Annotated in this window: 17 protein-coding genes and 1 pseudogene; 7 read left to right on the forward strand and 11 right to left on the reverse strand. The window is 69.9% G+C overall.

All coding sequences use genetic code 11. The annotated features are described in order from the left end of the window. Positions 1 to 84 precede the first annotated feature (84 nt). A complete protein-coding gene (locus DI269_RS26465) occupies positions 85 to 678 on the forward strand; it encodes a TetR/AcrR family transcriptional regulator (protein WP_232822914.1) in 594 nt (197 codons plus the stop codon). Between the two features lie 46 nt (positions 679 to 724). Here DI269_RS26465 and DI269_RS27380 read toward each other — a convergent pair whose 3' ends face one another. Continuing rightward, entirely contained in the window at positions 725 to 862 is a 138-nt protein-coding gene (locus DI269_RS27380; protein ID WP_157975234.1) for a hypothetical protein, read from the reverse strand. Here DI269_RS27380 and DI269_RS28750 point away from each other — a divergent pair. The 3 genes from DI269_RS28750 (at position 861) to DI269_RS26475 (ending at position 1,992) form a co-directional block, all read left to right on the forward strand. Continuing rightward, positions 861 to 986, forward strand: coding sequence for a hypothetical protein (locus DI269_RS28750; protein ID WP_269814198.1), 126 nt, complete (start codon positions 861 to 863; stop codon positions 984 to 986). The two genes, DI269_RS27380 and DI269_RS28750, sit on opposite strands and share 2 nt — an antisense overlap. Before the next feature lie 188 nt (positions 987 to 1,174). Then, positions 1,175 to 1,354: a hypothetical protein gene (locus tag DI269_RS27915; protein WP_198667775.1), complete on the forward strand. Its 180-nt coding sequence runs from the start codon at positions 1,175 to 1,177 to the stop codon at positions 1,352 to 1,354. Positions 1,355 to 1,452: 98 nt separating this feature from the next. Next, positions 1,453 to 1,992, forward strand: coding sequence for a hypothetical protein (locus DI269_RS26475; protein WP_112141636.1), 540 nt, complete (start codon positions 1,453 to 1,455; stop codon positions 1,990 to 1,992). Here the strand turns inward: DI269_RS26475 and DI269_RS26480 are convergent. Next, entirely contained in the window at positions 1,958 to 2,992 is a 1,035-nt protein-coding gene (locus DI269_RS26480; RefSeq protein WP_198667776.1) for a hypothetical protein, read from the reverse strand. The genes DI269_RS26475 and DI269_RS26480 overlap by 35 nt on opposite strands. Before the next feature lie 196 nt (positions 2,993 to 3,188). Here DI269_RS26480 and DI269_RS26485 point away from each other — a divergent pair, with 196 nt between their 5' ends. Both DI269_RS26485 and DI269_RS26490 read left to right on the forward strand, forming a co-directional pair. Next, positions 3,189 to 4,034, forward strand: a complete 846-nt coding sequence (locus DI269_RS26485; RefSeq protein ID WP_157975235.1) for a hypothetical protein — start codon at positions 3,189 to 3,191, stop codon at positions 4,032 to 4,034. A gap of 247 nt (positions 4,035 to 4,281) precedes the next feature. Next, positions 4,282 to 4,722 carry a DUF4383 domain-containing protein gene (locus tag DI269_RS26490; RefSeq protein ID WP_112141640.1) on the forward strand — a complete coding sequence of 147 codons (441 nt, stop codon included), beginning with the start codon at positions 4,282 to 4,284 and terminating at the stop codon, positions 4,720 to 4,722. 42 nt (positions 4,723 to 4,764) lie between these two features. Here the strand turns inward: DI269_RS26490 and DI269_RS26495 are convergent, their stop codons facing one another. From DI269_RS26495 to DI269_RS26510, 4 genes are all read right to left on the reverse strand, one after another. Beyond that, entirely contained in the window at positions 4,765 to 4,980 is a 216-nt protein-coding gene (locus tag DI269_RS26495) for a hypothetical protein (protein WP_112141642.1), read from the reverse strand. Positions 4,981 to 4,990: 10 nt separating this feature from the next. Beyond that, positions 4,991 to 5,614, reverse strand: a complete 624-nt coding sequence (locus DI269_RS26500; RefSeq protein ID WP_112141644.1) for a copper resistance CopC family protein — start codon at positions 5,612 to 5,614, stop codon at positions 4,991 to 4,993. A gap of 187 nt (positions 5,615 to 5,801) precedes the next feature. Continuing rightward, positions 5,802 to 6,575, reverse strand: a complete 774-nt coding sequence (locus tag DI269_RS26505) for a hypothetical protein (RefSeq protein WP_198667777.1) — start codon at positions 6,573 to 6,575, stop codon at positions 5,802 to 5,804. 9 nt (positions 6,576 to 6,584) lie between these two features. Continuing rightward, on the reverse strand, positions 6,585 to 7,244 hold the full coding sequence (locus DI269_RS26510; protein ID WP_198667778.1) for a hypothetical protein: 660 nt from the start codon (positions 7,242 to 7,244) through the stop codon (positions 6,585 to 6,587). A gap of 147 nt (positions 7,245 to 7,391) precedes the next feature. Between DI269_RS26510 and DI269_RS28505 the strand changes: the two genes are divergently transcribed. Then, on the forward strand, positions 7,392 to 8,267 hold the full coding sequence (locus tag DI269_RS28505; protein WP_157975236.1) for a phosphotransferase: 876 nt from the start codon (positions 7,392 to 7,394) through the stop codon (positions 8,265 to 8,267). A gap of 496 nt (positions 8,268 to 8,763) precedes the next feature. Here the strand turns inward: DI269_RS28505 and DI269_RS28510 are convergent. The 5 genes and pseudogenes from DI269_RS28510 to DI269_RS26540 form a co-directional block, all read right to left on the reverse strand. Beyond that, positions 8,764 to 8,880, reverse strand: a pseudogene (locus DI269_RS28510) (TetR/AcrR family transcriptional regulator); the annotation flags it as partial. A 74-nt stretch (positions 8,881 to 8,954) separates the two neighbouring features. Beyond that, a complete protein-coding gene (locus tag DI269_RS26525) occupies positions 8,955 to 10,511 on the reverse strand; it encodes an FAD-dependent monooxygenase (RefSeq protein ID WP_112141648.1) in 1,557 nt (518 codons plus the stop codon). A 71-nt stretch (positions 10,512 to 10,582) separates the two neighbouring features. After that, positions 10,583 to 10,990, reverse strand: coding sequence for a hypothetical protein (locus tag DI269_RS26530; RefSeq protein WP_112141650.1), 408 nt, complete (start codon positions 10,988 to 10,990; stop codon positions 10,583 to 10,585). 11 nt (positions 10,991 to 11,001) lie between these two features. Further along, complete coding sequence (locus tag DI269_RS26535; RefSeq protein ID WP_112141652.1) at positions 11,002 to 11,655, reverse strand: hypothetical protein; 654 nt, start codon at positions 11,653 to 11,655, stop codon at positions 11,002 to 11,004. Beyond that, on the reverse strand, positions 11,652 to 14,360 hold the full coding sequence (locus DI269_RS26540; protein WP_198667779.1) for a DEAD/DEAH box helicase: 2,709 nt from the start codon (positions 14,358 to 14,360) through the stop codon (positions 11,652 to 11,654). Before DI269_RS26540 ends, DI269_RS26535 begins: the two co-directional genes overlap by 4 nt. Positions 14,361 to 14,676: the final 316 nt, after the last annotated feature.

A 14,676-nucleotide genomic window follows, 5' to 3' on the forward strand; every position in this document is an offset into this window, starting at 1 on the left:
CGGCTCCTTTATTGAGCGATCGTTCAAAAATCATGGCGGGCACGACGCTACCAGATTCTTGAACGATCGCTATACAATGGGGTGGTGACGAGAGGCAGACCCAGGTCGTTCGACCGAGACACGGCCCTGGAACAGGCCCTGCGCGTGTTCTGGGAGTACGGCTACGAGCCCGCCTCGCTCGCGGCGCTGACCAACGCGATGGGCATCCGGCCCGCCAGCCTCTACGCCACCTTCGGCGACAAGCGCCGCCTCTTCGGCGAGGCCGTCGCCCGCTACCAGGCGACCCACGGCGCCTTCACCACTGCGGCACTCGTCGAAGAGCCCACCGCGCGCGGCGCGATCGAGCGGATGCTGCGCGAGATCGCCGTCAACTACACCGATCCGGCCCATCCGCCCGGGTGCCTGATCATCTCCGGCGCGGTCAACCACCACCCCGACGCCGCCGAGATCGAAGACGACCTGCGGGAGATCCGGCTCCAAGGACGAGCGGCCATCGCCGAGCGCCTCCGTGAAGGCGTCGTGAACGGTGAGCTCCCCGAGGACACCGACACCGACGCGCTCGCCGAGTACATCGCGGTCGTGGTCCGGGGCATGTCGCGGTCGGCCCAGGACGGCGCGACCGCCCGGGAACTCGACGCCGTCGCCGACCTGGCCATGAGGGCGTTTCCGCGTCCATGACCAGGCCGGCGACCTGCGTGATTCCGTCGATCCGGGCGACGGTGCGCTAACCCCACGGCTCCGCCGGCGGCGGGATCGTGAGGCAGTTGTCCGCACGGTCGAGGTCGCGGCCGCGGGCGCAGAACTCCATGTCGGCCGACGGCACGGCGTCGTCCGGGATCTGGAAGGCCAAGGCGCCGATCATGGTCGCACCGGCCGCGAGGTCGACCCACCCGGAGGCGTCGGCGCTGCTCCACAGGTGGTCGCGCCACTCGTCGTCGGCGACCTGCTCGATCCTGGTGATGGGGTTGGCGGTGCAGGACCCGTAGGGGTCGATGTTGGCGGGCGAGCAGCAGGCTCAGGGCGAGTAGGGACGGTGGGCGAAGGGACATGCGGTTTCCTCGATCTGTCGCTGGGCGTCGCCGCCTTCGCCCGCCGTGTCGGGGGCGGATCCTCGCGGCCATGCGGAGGACTGCGGTTCGCTGAAGCGATCGACACCTTCCAGGAGGCGGTCCAGTTGGCCCGGCAGGTCGGCAACCGCTTCTACACGGCCCGAAGCCTCGGCGACACCTACCACGTCTCCGGCGACCGGGCCGCGGCCCGCGAGGCTTGGAGCGAAGCCGAGTCCATTCTCGACGAAATCCAGCACCCTGCCGTACAACAGGTCCGAGACAAGCTAGCCGGCACCTCCTCATGAGCCCGAACGGATCCCGGATGGACCGTTCGGGACGACGGACCGCGGTGGCATCCGGCATTTAGGATCGAAGGTCCGGTACCCGTCGATCGGAGACCTTCATGCGTCGAACACAGCGTCCCCCGCGGCCGAAGCCGAACCGCTCCGGATCCGCGGTCATCCTCTCCTTCTCGCTGGCGGCGGTACTCCTCGCTTGCGCGGTCGTCCTGCTCGACGCCGCCGGTCCCGCCAGGGACTCGGTCGCGGAGATCCTGAGGGGAAACGACGACTTCGGAGTGAACTACCTTCCGGATCTCGACTACATCGTGGGCGTCCGATTCCTCTTCTCGGGCGTCGTCTACCTCGTCCTCGCGGTCGCGTTCGCGGCGCTCGCGGTGGCCTCCCGAATCGGGCCGCGGTGGTCGGTCGTGTTCCTGGGAGTGTCCTGCATGGCCGGCACCCTCGTAGTCCTCTATCTGACCCTGATCCGTGGCCTTGGACGAAACTTCCCCTACTACGAGCTCGTGAGCATGCTGAAGTCCGCGTCGCCGCCCTGGCTCGCGCCGACCGAGGGGATCCCCGCGCTCGCAACCTTCTTCGGACTGCCGCTCGTCGGCGTTCTGCTGATCATCCACCGTCTCCGCGACTCCGAGACCGCCTGAGCGCCTGAGCTCTGCGGGCGCGGACGATCGTGAGCGCGATGCCGGTGGCGGCGAGGAGGATCGCGGCGGCGAACGCCGCGAGGGTCGCGGTGTCGGGGGTCGTGAACGACTGGCCGCGGAGCGCCTGCCACACCGTGGTCGCGAAGATCCCGAGGTAGCCGATCGCGAACCAGCGGACGATCCCGCCGCGGACGCGGTCGTCGCGCAGCCAGGTGCGGTGCGCGGCCAGGAGGCTGAGGAGCATCGCCAGTCCGATGAGGACCTGGATGCCGTGCAGGCCGATGAAGTGGGAGACGCGCAGGTCGCCGCCGGTGGTGGACCAGCCGGTGAGGAACATGCCGTTGCCGTCGGGGTCGCCGACGCCGTGGCCGGCGCTGAGCGGGATCTCGTTCCCGTTGGCGTCCAACCGGGTCCGGTCATTCTGCTCGGCGACGGCGAGGATGAAGAACGCGGCGAACATGCCGAGGCTCGACAACAGCAGGCCCCACCGGATCACCGTCGTCACGGCCCGGTCGCCGATGCGCTGGAGCAGGACCAGGATCCCGATGGCGGCGTTGGTGAGGAACAGCAGGGGCACGAAGTCGAACGCGGCCTGGACGACCTGGTTCAGGGTGGTGTCGGTGCCGTTGAAGTGGCTGAAGGTGCCCGCCGCTCCTGCGGCGACGACGACGCCGAAGTCGACGAAGCTGACGACCGCGAACACGGTCCCGATGACCCATCCGGTGCGGCGCAACCGCGTCATGTGGGACAGGAGCCAGGCGAGGCTGAGCGCGTAGGCGAAGAACGCGAAGCCGAACTTGAACGGCTTGGACCAGACGCTGTCGCCCAGGAGCGTCCGGTCGTCGAAGGGCATCGCGGCGAGGGACACGACGGCGACGAGGCCGCCGAAGATCCCCAGGGCCACAAGAGGACGGTGCCACCGGCGGCCGCCGTGCGTGAGCGCCGCCGGGGCGACGCGGTCGGCGACGGTGCCGCGGACGGATGAAGGGGTGTCGTTCATACCTCGGACGCTACGGAGATCCGCGTCCCTCCACATTGCCGCAGGCCGCCGAATGCGTGGTAGGGCCTGCCTCACCTCACGTCCGCGGATCGACCCCGTCCCGACTCGCGCCTCCCGAAAGCCGCCCGATCACGGACCCGCTTTGACATCATGTCCGAGATGGACTCAATGTCGGACTCGTGAACAGGGGGAACTCGTGAATGGCAGAGTGATCGGGGCGTTCATAGGGGCGCTCGCAGTGGCCGCGGCGACGGTCGCGACCGCGGGCGGTGCCAGCGCGCAGGACGCACCGCAGGAGCCGGAATGCGTGGCGATCGCGAGAGGGGCGGCGCTCAAGTACGAGTACGGAGACGCCTGGAGCGAAACCGACGACGACGGCAACGTCAAGACCGAGACCGTGTCGGGCTTCGTTCCGGTCGGGTTCTGGCCCATCGGCACCTGCTTCACCGCCGCCGCGCTCTCGCACTACCCCGACCAGTACTCGGGGCCGGTGAGGGGCTTCGATCCGGACCCGGCGTTCGATCCGGGTGAGGAGAACCCCTGCGAGGAACACGCGTGCAGCAATTCCTCGTTCTCGGGATGGGTCTACCCGACGCCGTCCAACCGGCCGAACGAGCACAAGCAGTTCATCCAGATGACCGCGGCGGACGGAACCCGGGCATGGACCGACAAGCTCGACCTGACCGCGTACGACCGAGACGCGTTCCGGCCCTGGACGCTCGACATTCGAGGGGGATGGCTCCAGTACGACCCCGGCCCGCCGCCCGGGCGGGTCTGCGCCGCGACCGCCCCGAAGGATTCCAGGGTTTACCGCGAGGACCGGAACCGTTTCGACTACTGGTTCCTGCTGCGGGCGGACGAGTGCTACTCGGTCGTCGAGGACGCGAGATCCGGGACGTGGGAGCCCGCCGGCTACAACGGCGAGGACTGGGTACAGACGTGGATCGGCGGCACGCAGAAGTGCTTCGTCCGCGTCGACGTGGGCTGGATGGACGTGGGAGACCTCTCGTTCGGAAGCGCGGACAATCCCTGCACGGAGTGAGCGCCGCGACTCCCCTGCCTCACCTCGGTGCCTGGAAGCCGCCGATCTCCTGTCCATGCACCCGACCGTAACGGCCCCCGGGAACGGCCACAAAATGTTGATTTGTGCAACGGGGGGCGGTCTGGACTCTCCGCGAAAAATCTCGGGACGGGACCCATCCGCGGCCGCCTCGGCGCCGAATCACGGGTATGGCAAGGACGCCGCGCGCGTCTGCCCTCCATACGCCCAACGGAAAAGGGAGTCTGCAATGTCCACCCAACAGACCCGCGGCCGCGCCCCGGTCCAGACCGTCACGATCGTCGTGTCGCTGGTGTTCATCCTCGTCGGCCTCGCCGGGTTCGTCCCCGGCCTGACCACCAACTTCGACGCGTTGACGTTCGCCGGCCACCACTCCGACGCCCTGCTGCTGGGCGTGTTCGCGGTGTCGGTGCTCCACAACCTCGTCCACCTGCTGTTCGGCATCGTCGGCCTCCTGCTGGTCCGCACCGTCTCGAACGCCGTCACCTTCCTGGTCATCGGCGGCGCGATCTACTTCGTGCTGTGGCTGTACGGCATGCTCATCGACTTCGCCACCAGCGCGAACTTCGTCCCGCTCAACGAGGCCGACAACTGGCTCCACCTGGCGCTGGCCATCGGCATGCTCGCGCTCGGGGCCCTCTTCGCGCGCAGCGCCAAGACCGCACGCTGACGCGAGCCCGGTCGGCCTCCGCGAGGCCGACCGGGACGCGGCCTATTCGCGGGGGTCGATGCTCTGCTGCGGCGAGCACTGGGCGCGTTCGAAGCCGCCTCGTGGTTCGGTGCCGAGCACGGCCGCCAGGGGATTCGCGTCCTTGAACCCGAGCGAGTCGGACCACCGTTCGAGGCCCGCCCAGACCCGGTCGCGGGGCGCCGCGATCGTGATCCGGTGCTCGTCGAGGAACGGCAGGTCGGTCGTGGGAGAGCCCATGCCGGCGAGCCTATCCGGACAGTTCACGCCGCCTTCGCTGATCGCGGAGTCTGACCAGCGCGATGCCGCCCGCCGTGACGACGACCGCGGCCAGGAGGGCGATCCCGAGGACGAGGTTCGAGTCCGATTCCTCTGCGGCGGTGTCAGGTTCGGCACCGTCGGCGGCTTCGGCCCCGCCTTCGGGGGCGCCGTTGACGAGCATGTCGGGGATGGATTCGACGCTGAAGCCGAAGGTGCTCTCAAGCGCGTCGCCGCTTTCGAAGGCGGCGCCGACGGTGACGGTGTAGGCGCCGGGGACGGTGTACCGCATCGGCTGGATGAGGACGTTGTCGCTGAAGCGGGGCGCGTCGAGCTCGATCGGCGCCTGGTCGGGCCCGGTTACGGTGACCTCGCTCAGGGCCCCGTCGAGGGTCTCGGAGAAGGTCAGGGCGATCTCGCCGGGCGCGGCGTCGAGCGTCGAGCCGTCCTCGGGCGAGCTGGCCCAGAGCGCGGGTTGGGCGAGTGCGGGAGTGGGCGCCGCCAAGACGAGCGCGGCGGCGCCGAGCACGGTGAGGAGGAGGCGGGCCAGCGTGCGCCGCTTCGGTGGTCCGGCCTGGGCCGGGTTCGTTTCTCGGGCATGGCGTGTCGATCGCATTGGTCGCTCCCTTGAGTGCCGGTCTGAGTTGACGCCCAACTGCGCTATGAATCTATCAATCCAAATGCGTTGATGTAAGTGGAAGGCCCGGGTCCGTTCGGACCCGGGCCGGTTCTCGGTCGCTACTTGCCCGACCAGGACCAGAGGCAGTGTCCTTTCAGGCTTTATGTCTGGCATGCTGCGATCGCTACACGCAGGAGGTCTCGGCGTCGAAGGCCGCCAGTTCGGACTGGGCCGCGGCGTCGGGGACGGCGCTGTTCAGGGCGGTGATGAGGGCGTCGGCGCTCTGGCCGGCGAGCAGTTCCTCGACACCCTGGTCCACTTCGTCCTCGGCGTCGGCGGTGAAGGCCGCGGCGTCCTGAACGGTCCCTTCGGATTCGCCGTTGCCGATGGTGGCGTCATCGAAGGGGATCTCCGAGCCCTCACCGAGGCCGCGCCACTGGGCACGGGTGTACTCGCCGTCCTCGTCGCAGACGGCCTTCTCCCAGCGGATGGCCATGACGTACTGGTGGCCGATTTCGACGCGCGGGAACTCCGAGAGCGCCATCTCGACGGTATCGGTCGTGTCGCCGTCCTTGAAGTGCCAGCCGAGGGCCGGGTACTCCCAGGTCGCGGGGGCCGCGACCGTGGCGCCTTCCCTCGACCACAGCACCTCCTCGACCGAGAGGGTGACGACTCGGCCGATGATGCCTTCGCCGCGTTCGAGCTCCTCCGCGTCGGGCGAGAGGGCCGTTTCGGAGACGGCGTCGACGACGATGACGTGGTCGGCGTAGGTGACCCAGTCGGTCGCGGTCAGGCTCGGGAGGTGGTCACTACCGTGTCCGAGCATGACCTCCGGCTCGGACGCTCCTTGATCAGTGGGGCCTGCTGCGGGCACGGCGAAGGCCGCGATGGCGATGCCGGTCACGGAGGCGGCGGCGATCACGCCGGCCGCCGCTGCGATACGGGTACGAGTGCGCACTGGTCCTCCTCAGTAGGTGTTGTTGATGAGCTCGATGTTGTTCGCTTGCAGGCCCTCGTCATAGCTGGTGGGCGTCTCCATGCATCCGAGGTTCTCGTCGGTCTTGCTCTTCTTCGGCGACGCCTTGTCGCCGTGGAGCAGACCGACGGCGTGGCCGGTCTCATGGCAGACCAGGCCCCTCTCGAAATTCCCGCCCGGGCGGATGCGGATGTACTGCTGGTCGCATTTGATGGTGGTGGAGGCGTCGTTGCAGAAGGTCACGCCATCGGCGCTGGCGGAGACGCCGGCCGCGCTCTCCTCGTAGACGATGTCGGTCTCGTCGCTGCCGGAGAACGTGGGCGTCGAGTCGAAGGAGACGGTGAGGTCGGTCGGTCCGTACACGTTCTGAAGGACGTTGACGACGACCGCTTTGTCGGCGGCTTCAAGCGCGTTGCTGCCGGAGGCGTCCGTGTAGTAGTTGAGGGCCGAGTTGTCGGTCTGGCAGGTGACCGACCCGTCGGCGGGGTTGCCGCCCTCGTCGAAGCACGCGTTCGTCTCGTAGATGGTCGGGTACATGTTGTCGGTGTACGCGGCCCAGGCCACGCCCGCGGTGACGGCGACGGTCGTGAACGTCACGGCCGCAACGCATATCGCCTTGAGGCTCAGGCGCTTTACAGGGGTTCTCGGCATAGGGGTAGTCCTTTCTGGCCGGTCGGTCCGAGGGTGGCGAACCGACTGGTGACAGCGTAGGGACGGACCGGTATAGGGAATGCATACGAAACGTATGGGCGGCGTTGGAGCGCAGGCGAACACGGTGGTCGCGGTAGGGTGGTCGGCGTGAATCGGACGTCAGTGCAGGACCGGCAGGTGGTCGCGGCGATCAACCGGCGCACGGACGCCGGCTTGACGGCGACGGGCCGGGCGCTGTTCGGCAAGCTCGGGGGCGCGATCTACGCCGAGTGGCCGGACGGGCGACCTGCCGTGGTCACCCGCTTCATGGGGTCACCCGCCGAGGCGCGCCGGACCGCCGAAACCCTTGCCTACGTGAAGGACCGGGGCCTGCCGGTGCCGCACCACGAGCTGGTCGTCGAGGTCGACGGCGAGGTGTACTTCGTGCAAGAACGGCTGCCGAGCGCGCCGCCGCAGCGGCTCAGCCCCGCGCGGATGGAGGCGATCGTGGCGGTCAACGACCGCTTCGCGGACGCCCTCGCGGCCCGGCCCGAGGTTCCGGCGCCGCCGCAGTGCCGCACCGGCGACCCCGATCCCCGGCACGAGGTCCTGGCCGGCCACGGTCCCCGCAGCCGCCGCGTGCTCGAACAGATCCTCCGCATCACCCGGCAAGCACCACAACAAATGCCAGGCGCAGACCTGGTCCACATCGACCTGTCCGGAGCGAACGTCCTGTTCGATGAAGACGGCACCGCGACCGGCGTGGTCGACTGGAACCTGGGCGCCTACCGGGGCGACCGGCTGTTCGCCCTCGTCCAGACCCGCTTCGACCGCGAGTGGTTCGTCCGCTCCCCCGACGCCGACCCAATCGAGACCGCAGCGGCGCACCGCCTCGACGAGATCCTGGCCGAACGGATCCCCGCGGACACGTTGCGGCTGTACTGGGCGCAGTGGATGCTCCACCAACTGCACCGCGCAATCCGCACCGCCCCACCCGAAGCCATCGACTGGCACCTCGACCTGGCCGAGTCCCGCCTCGCGTGACGGCCCGAAGGCGTAAGGAACGGATGCCCGGTTCCGCGCCGACGGTGATCGCCTCGACGATCTCCCGGACGGCCGCAGCATCGGGCGGGGCGCCGTGTTCGCCGGCGAACAGGAGGTGGCCGGTGCCGATCAGGGTCATGGCGAGCATGCGGGGGTCGGCGCCAGCCACAAGGCGTCCATTGTGTCGTTCAAAGTCCAGGTAGGACGCAAGGCAGGTGCCAGCCTCAGTGAGGATCGGGATGCCGAGCGGGGTGGTCGCGCGCAGGCGGGTCCGCAGGTGGTCGCGGGCGATCACGACGCCGACCAGGCCCAGGTTCACCGGGGTGAAGATGCGGGTGAGCGCCTCGACCAGGTTGGCCGTGAGCGTGTCCGATCCCGCGGCCTCGGTGAGCGCGGTGATGTCCGCTTCCATCTGGGCGATGCGGTTGCGGACGAGCTCGGCCAGGAAGTCGTCGAAGTCCGTGAAGTGGCGGTGCAGGACGCCCTTGGCGACCCCGGCCTCTTCGGTCACGGCGCGGCTGGTCAGGGCGCCGGCGCCGTCGCGGGTCAGGACCCGCTCGGCGGCGGCGAAGAGCTGCGCCCGCGCATCGCGGAGGGCTACACCGGTCGGCATGGGTCCTCCTGCAAGCGGTTCTCGAACGGGCGGGTGGGCGCGTGGTCACTCTACCGCCGCCGCTGCGCATCGGGTCAGCTGCCGCCCAGGTGCTCGAAGTAGTCGGTGACGGCGTGGTCGTCCCAAGCGCCGGCGGTGAGGGCGACGTACCCGTCGGGCCGGATCAGGACCAGGCCGTCGCCGTCGACGCCGTAGCGCTTGTGGGCTTCACCGGTCGTGTCGATGAGTGCGTTTCCGCTGTTGGCGATCCGATGGGTGCGGACTTCGCAGTGCTGGACGTCGTCGACCTGGGGTGCGGGACGGTAGCCGAAGACGAGGAGGGTGAAGTGCGTGCCGCGGAAGAGGTCGAAGAGTCGCACGCGTGCACCGGTCGCCGGGTCGGTGCAGTGGGTGTCGGGTGCGCGGTCGCCGGCGCGGATGCCGGTCGCCTCGTCGAGGTCGCGGGCCAGGCTGCTGCCGCGGTAGGTGACGCTCAGCTGGCTGACGTCGCTGAACGGGTCCTTGCCTTGGAAGGTGCCGATGATGCGCTCTGAGACGCGCGCGGTGTCGGTGCCGCTCCAGTGCCTGCCGCGGGCGGTGGTCGAGGCCAGGACGTGCTCGGCGATCGGCAGGCGCTCTTCCTCGTAGGTGTCCAGCAGCGGTTCGGGCGCGCCGCGCAGGACCTGGGCGAGCTTCCAGCCGAGGTTGTAGGCGTCCTGCACGCCGGTGTTCATGCCCTGGCCGCCGGCGGGGGTGTGAACGTGGGCGGCGTCGCCGGCCAGGAGGACGCGGCCGTCGCGGTAGCGGTCGACCATGCGGACGTTGACCTGGTAGACCGAGAGGTAGACGGGGTCGCGGAACCGGACGCCGGGCAGGCCGACCCGCGCTTTGAAGATCGCGGCGAAGGTCTCGACCGACACCGCGGACGGGTCGAGGTCGTCGACCTCGGGCAGGGGCGCGGTGAAGAACCAGGTGCCGCTGTTGGGCATCGGCGACAGCGTCAGCATCCCGCCGGGCCCGTTGGCCCACATGTGCGCGGCCGAGTCGTCGAGCCCGTCGACGCCGAGGTTGCCGAACAGCATCCGCTGACGCTCCCACGTCTCGCCCAGAAAACTGATCCCCGCGAGCTTGCGCGCGGTGCTGCCGCCGCCGTCGCATCCGACCAGGTACCGGGCCCGGATGTCCTCTTGGCGCCCTTCAAATCTGACGGTCGCGGTGACCTGGTCGAGGTCTTGGGCGAGGTCGACGAGTTCGGTGCCGAGCTCGACCCGGGTGCCGAAGGATTCGAGCCGCTCGCGCAGGGCCGCCTCGGTGAACTGCTGTCCCACCATGAGGCTGCCGGGGTAGGGCGCGCCGGGCACCGGGGGCGCGTCGTACATGACCGCCTCGCGCACCACGTTCCCGTCGGCGTCGTAGAAGCGCGTGGGAAGCGGCGGTTCGGCGTGCTCAGCCAGGCGGTCGAGCACGCCGAGGTCCTCGAAGACCTCCTGCGTGCGGGCCCGCACGCCACGCGCCCGGGTGCCGACCTGATGAGCGGCAACGCGATCGACGATCCGCACCGCAACCCCGCGACGGGCGAGATCGCACGCCAGCGCGAGCCCGACCGGTCCCGCCCCGACGATGATGACGTCGGTCGTGCCTGAAGCCTCCATGGGCACTCGCTCCTCTCAAGGCGGCCCGATAGTGACCGCGTGCCCATTATTAGCGGGCAAGCGCCCACTTGTCAACGGAGACTTCTCCCCCGCGCGCCCGGCGGGGCGCGTCGGCGCAGTTCAGGGACTGTCTGGCCGTCAGGAGATGCAATGGTGCGGAGGGTTCGTGGCGCGATGCAAGCCAGCCCGGCCGCCCACGCGAGGCCCCGCACGAGCGGACGGTCTTGCGGGGGATCGTATTCGGCCTCCACGCGCGAGGTCGGGTCGTACGTCCGCTGGATCGTGTCGTCCACCGCGACCCGATCCTTCTCAGCGGTGTCGTAGTGGTGAAGCCCGGTAGGGCAGTCGAGCCGGTGGTCGACGTGGTTGTACTCCTGCCCGTCGCTCTCGACCACGTACTCCTCGGCGCCGACGACGATGCACGTCTCCGTCACACCCCGATCCGCGATCGCCTGGTGCATCACGTGGACCGCCAGCACGATAGGCGCGATCAGTCGTCGTTCGCTGCCAGTACCGCGAGTGCGGTCTTGGCGGCGCGGGCGGCCTGTTGTTCGAGGGCGGTGAGGCTGACGTCTTTGGCCGCATAGGTGAAGGCGTAGTCCTCGGACGAGTAGTCCGGCGTCCCGGCGACTTCCGGAAGCGGCGGTGGGGCGGGGAGTGGTCCCGGGGTCCGTGCGAGGGCGGCCGCGGGGTCGGGGCCGGCGGTGTGGGCGCGGGCGGCCCAGCGGGTGCGGCCGGGTTTGCGCAGTTCCTCGACGGCTTCGATCTGCTTGTCGCTCATGCCCTTCAGGCGCATCAGCTCTCGGTCGTCCTTGGCGACGTCTTCGACCAGTTTGATCAGCGAGGCGGCGATGTGCTCGCAGATCGTCTCGCCGACATGGCATTCGCATTCGTAGCCGGCGAGTCCGTCGGCGTCGAAGCGGATGACGGCGGTCATGTAGGTGACGCGGCTGCGGAGGGTCCTGCGCACGTCGAAGGAGGCGCTGCCGGGATCGGCGCTGCGCCTGCTGAGCGAGTGGGTGTGGGCCCGTCCGGTGCTCACGGCTTCGGGGTCGGCGGCCGCGAACAGGGCGTCCACTGTTTCGGCGAACTCGCGCACGGTCTCGGGCTGGTTCGCCTTCGCCAGGCGCATCCGGTACGTCATCGCCGCTCCAGGTGGATGAGGTCGAGCAGCTGCTCGTTGGTGAGTTCGGTCAGGGCCGCTTCGCCGGAGCCGATGACGGCGTCGGCCAGGTCCCGTTTGCGGTCGAGCATGGAGGCGATCCGTTCTTCGAGGGTCCCTTCGCAGATGAGGCGGTGGATCTGCACGGACCGGGTCTGGCCGATGCGGTGGGCGCGGTCCGAGGCCTGGTCTTCGACCGCCGGGTTCCACCAGCGGTCGTAGTGCACGACATGGGTTGCGCGAGTGAGGGTCAGGCCGGTGCCGGCGGTCTTGAGCGACAGGACGAGCACCTGGTGCTCCCCGTCCTGGAAGCGGGCGACGGTCTGCTCGCGGCGGCGCAGCGGGTCCTGCCCGTGGATGAAGGCGGCCGTGACGCCGCCCCGTTCGAGGTGTGCGGCCAGGAGGGCGCCCATGGCGACGTACTGGGTGAACACGAGCGTCGACTGGCCTTCGGCGGTGATGGTCGCCAGCAGCTCGTCGAGGAGCTCCAGTTTCCCGGACTTCCCCACGGCGGGGTCGGTGCCGCCGTGGAACTGGGCGGGGTGGTTGCAAACCTGTTTGAGGCGCGTGAGCATGGCCAGGACGCGGCCGCGCCGCTCGATCCCGTCGGCGCCGCGGACCCGGTCCATCTCCTCCTCGACGACCTTCCGGTACAGGACCGCCTGCTCGTCGGAGAGGGTCACGCGCTGGTCGGTGATGGTCTTCGCGGGCAGTTCGGGCGCCACCTGGGGGTCGGTCTTCAGCCGCCGGAGCATGAAGGGGCGCACCAGGTCGCCGAGTCGCGCCGCGGTCGCCATGTCGCCGTGTTCGGCGGCGCGGCCGTAGAGGCCGCGGAAGGTCTTCTGGGTGCCGAGCAGTCCCGGTGTGGTCCAGTCGAGGAGAGCCCACACGTCCATGACGGAGTTCTCCAGCGGCGTGCCGGTGAGCGCGACCCTGGTGCCGGATTTGAGGCCGCGCAGGGCCTTCGCGGTCGAGGAGGTCGCGTTCTTGACGTGCTGGGCTTCGTCGGCGCACACCATTCCCCATTGGAGGGAGGCGAGTCTCGACGCGTCGCGGCGCAGCGTGCCGTACGTGGTCAGGACGATCGCGCCGGGACCGACGCCGCTGAGGGACCGGGTGGGGCCGTGGAAGCGCCGCACCTGCACGGAGGGCGCGAAGCGGCGGATCTCGGCTTCCCAAGTGGCCATGAGGGTTCCGGGGCAGACCACGAGGGTCGTCCCCGCGGTCGCCTCGTCCGCTTGGCGGGCGAGGTGGAAGGCGATCGCCGTGACGGTCTTGCCCAGGCCCATGTCGTCGGCGAGCAGGCCGCCGAAGCCCAGCTCGGCGAGGCCGGTGAGCCAGGCGAGGCCGCGGAGCTGGTAGTCGCGGAGGCGCCCCTTCAGCAGTCGGGGTTGCGGGACGTGCCGGTCGGCTCCGGCCGCGCGCAGCCGTTCGCGAAGGGCGGCAAGCGGACCGGACACGGCGAGGGGGACGTCGTGGTCGGCGACGCGGACCGCGCCGGTCAGGGCGGCGCCGATGGCCTCCAGTGGTGTTGGCTGGTCCATGCGGGCCCGCAGTTGGGTCCGGTTCACCTTGTCGAGCAGGAGGAGTCGGTCGTCGAGCTGCACGAGCGCGCTACGGGCCTCGATGACCTGTTCGAGCTCGTCGTCGCTGAGGCGGCGATCGTCCACGGAGGCGCGCCATTCGAAGGCGGGGAGGCGCTTCAGGGTGAACGCCTCGCGCGGGTCGGCGGCATCCTCACTCTCGCTGAGGATCAGCGAGCTCTCCAGCTTCCGCGTCAGGGGCGCGGGGAGGCGGAGCTCGACGCCGTGCTCGGCGAGCGCGGCGATGCCGCCGCCGTCGAACAGGAAGTCGATGCCCTTCTGGTCGAGGTAGATCTCGTACTCGCCCCAGTAGCGGTGCGGGTCGATGTCGAGCGCCGGCCACGAGATCTTCCGGCCGATCCAGCCGAGGTGCTGGCGCAGGTTCGGCGCGTCCTTGCCGGCCTCGTCGACGCTGACCAGGCGGGCCGGCTCCCGCCTGTCGTACCAGGAGGCCGACAGCTTCTGGTAGTAGCCGTCGGCGTCGAGGATGAGCGCGAGCCCCAGGCCGTCGTCCCGCTCGACCGCGAGCTTCTGTGCGGCCCAACCGAACGCCGCGGCGTCGACGGTCTCGGCGGCGGCGAACGGCGCCTGCCCGGGGTCCGCGTCCCCGGCGGCGGTCCGGAGCCAGGCGTCGGCGACGCCGTCCATGAACGCGCGCACCAGCTGGTACGGGTCGGGAAGGCGCCCACGCGAATCGAGCACCGCGAAGGCGGCGAGGGGCATCGCGTCGACGAGCTGCCGGATCCAGGCGTCGTCGGCGCCGGTCAGGCCCGCGAGCCTCCACGCGCCGTGGCGGGCGTTGTCGAGGCCGGGGACGACCAGGCCGCGTGCGATGAGCTCCAACGCCTTCCGGGTCGCCAGCGCCCACACCTTGGCCGATCGCGACGCCGAGGTGAGCGCCGCGAACTGCTCGACGACCTCGCCGGGTTGGGACGTGACCGCTCTGACGACACGGGGGTTCCCGTCCGTGTTGACGTTCGCCTTCCGTGCCTTCCCGGGGTGTTTCGGCTGGCGGCCGTCGTCGCGGTAGAAGACGACCCGCCCGGATCGGGGCGGGTCGGCAGGGAGGTAGGCGACTTCGATCTCTCGGGAAAGGCGAACCACCGCTTGCACACTCCTCGCGATCATGCCGACAGATGCTCACCGGAATCGGGGCTGGGGTTCAACTCTCCCACTTTCCCTCGCTCGCATCCGGGAGCGACAGACGGCCGCGGCCTTCAATCGTGCAGGCCGCCGACCCCGCGGTCAACCCCCGTCTGCGGATCCCAAGGGGCTGAACGCGATGCCGAGGGCGGTCACCACTCCCACTGGCGCTCGCCGCGCGGGGAGCGGCCGTAGCCGCGGCGCCCGCGGCCCCCGCCTCGGCCGCCGCCGTGACCTCCATGGCCGCCGTGGCCCATGCCCGGGCCGCCGAAGCCGC

The organism is Glycomyces dulcitolivorans (assembly GCF_003265355.1).
Classification (GTDB): domain Bacteria; phylum Actinomycetota; class Actinomycetes; order Mycobacteriales; family Micromonosporaceae; genus Glycomyces; species Glycomyces dulcitolivorans.

Coding starts and splice junctions, on each gene's coding strand:
- DI269_RS28750 (WP_269814198.1), top strand. CDS start 861: ATGGTCGCACCGGCCGCGAGGTCGACCCACCCGGAGGCGTCGGCGCTG.
- DI269_RS27380 (WP_157975234.1), bottom strand. CDS start 862: ATGATCGGCGCCTTGGCCTTCCAGATCCCGGACGACGCCGTGCCGTCG.
- DI269_RS26475 (WP_112141636.1), top strand. CDS start 1,453: ATGCGTCGAACACAGCGTCCCCCGCGGCCGAAGCCGAACCGCTCCGGA.
- DI269_RS26480 (WP_198667776.1), bottom strand. CDS start 2,992: ATGAACGACACCCCTTCATCCGTCCGCGGCACCGTCGCCGACCGCGTC.
- DI269_RS26490 (WP_112141640.1), top strand. CDS start 4,282: ATGTCCACCCAACAGACCCGCGGCCGCGCCCCGGTCCAGACCGTCACG.
- DI269_RS26495 (WP_112141642.1), bottom strand. CDS start 4,980: ATGGGCTCTCCCACGACCGACCTGCCGTTCCTCGACGAGCACCGGATC.
- DI269_RS26500 (WP_112141644.1), bottom strand. CDS start 5,614: ATGCGATCGACACGCCATGCCCGAGAAACGAACCCGGCCCAGGCCGGA.
- DI269_RS26510 (WP_198667778.1), bottom strand. CDS start 7,244: ATGCCGAGAACCCCTGTAAAGCGCCTGAGCCTCAAGGCGATATGCGTT.
- DI269_RS26525 (WP_112141648.1), bottom strand. CDS start 10,511: ATGGAGGCTTCAGGCACGACCGACGTCATCATCGTCGGGGCGGGACCG.
- DI269_RS26535 (WP_112141652.1), bottom strand. CDS start 11,655: ATGACGTACCGGATGCGCCTGGCGAAGGCGAACCAGCCCGAGACCGTG.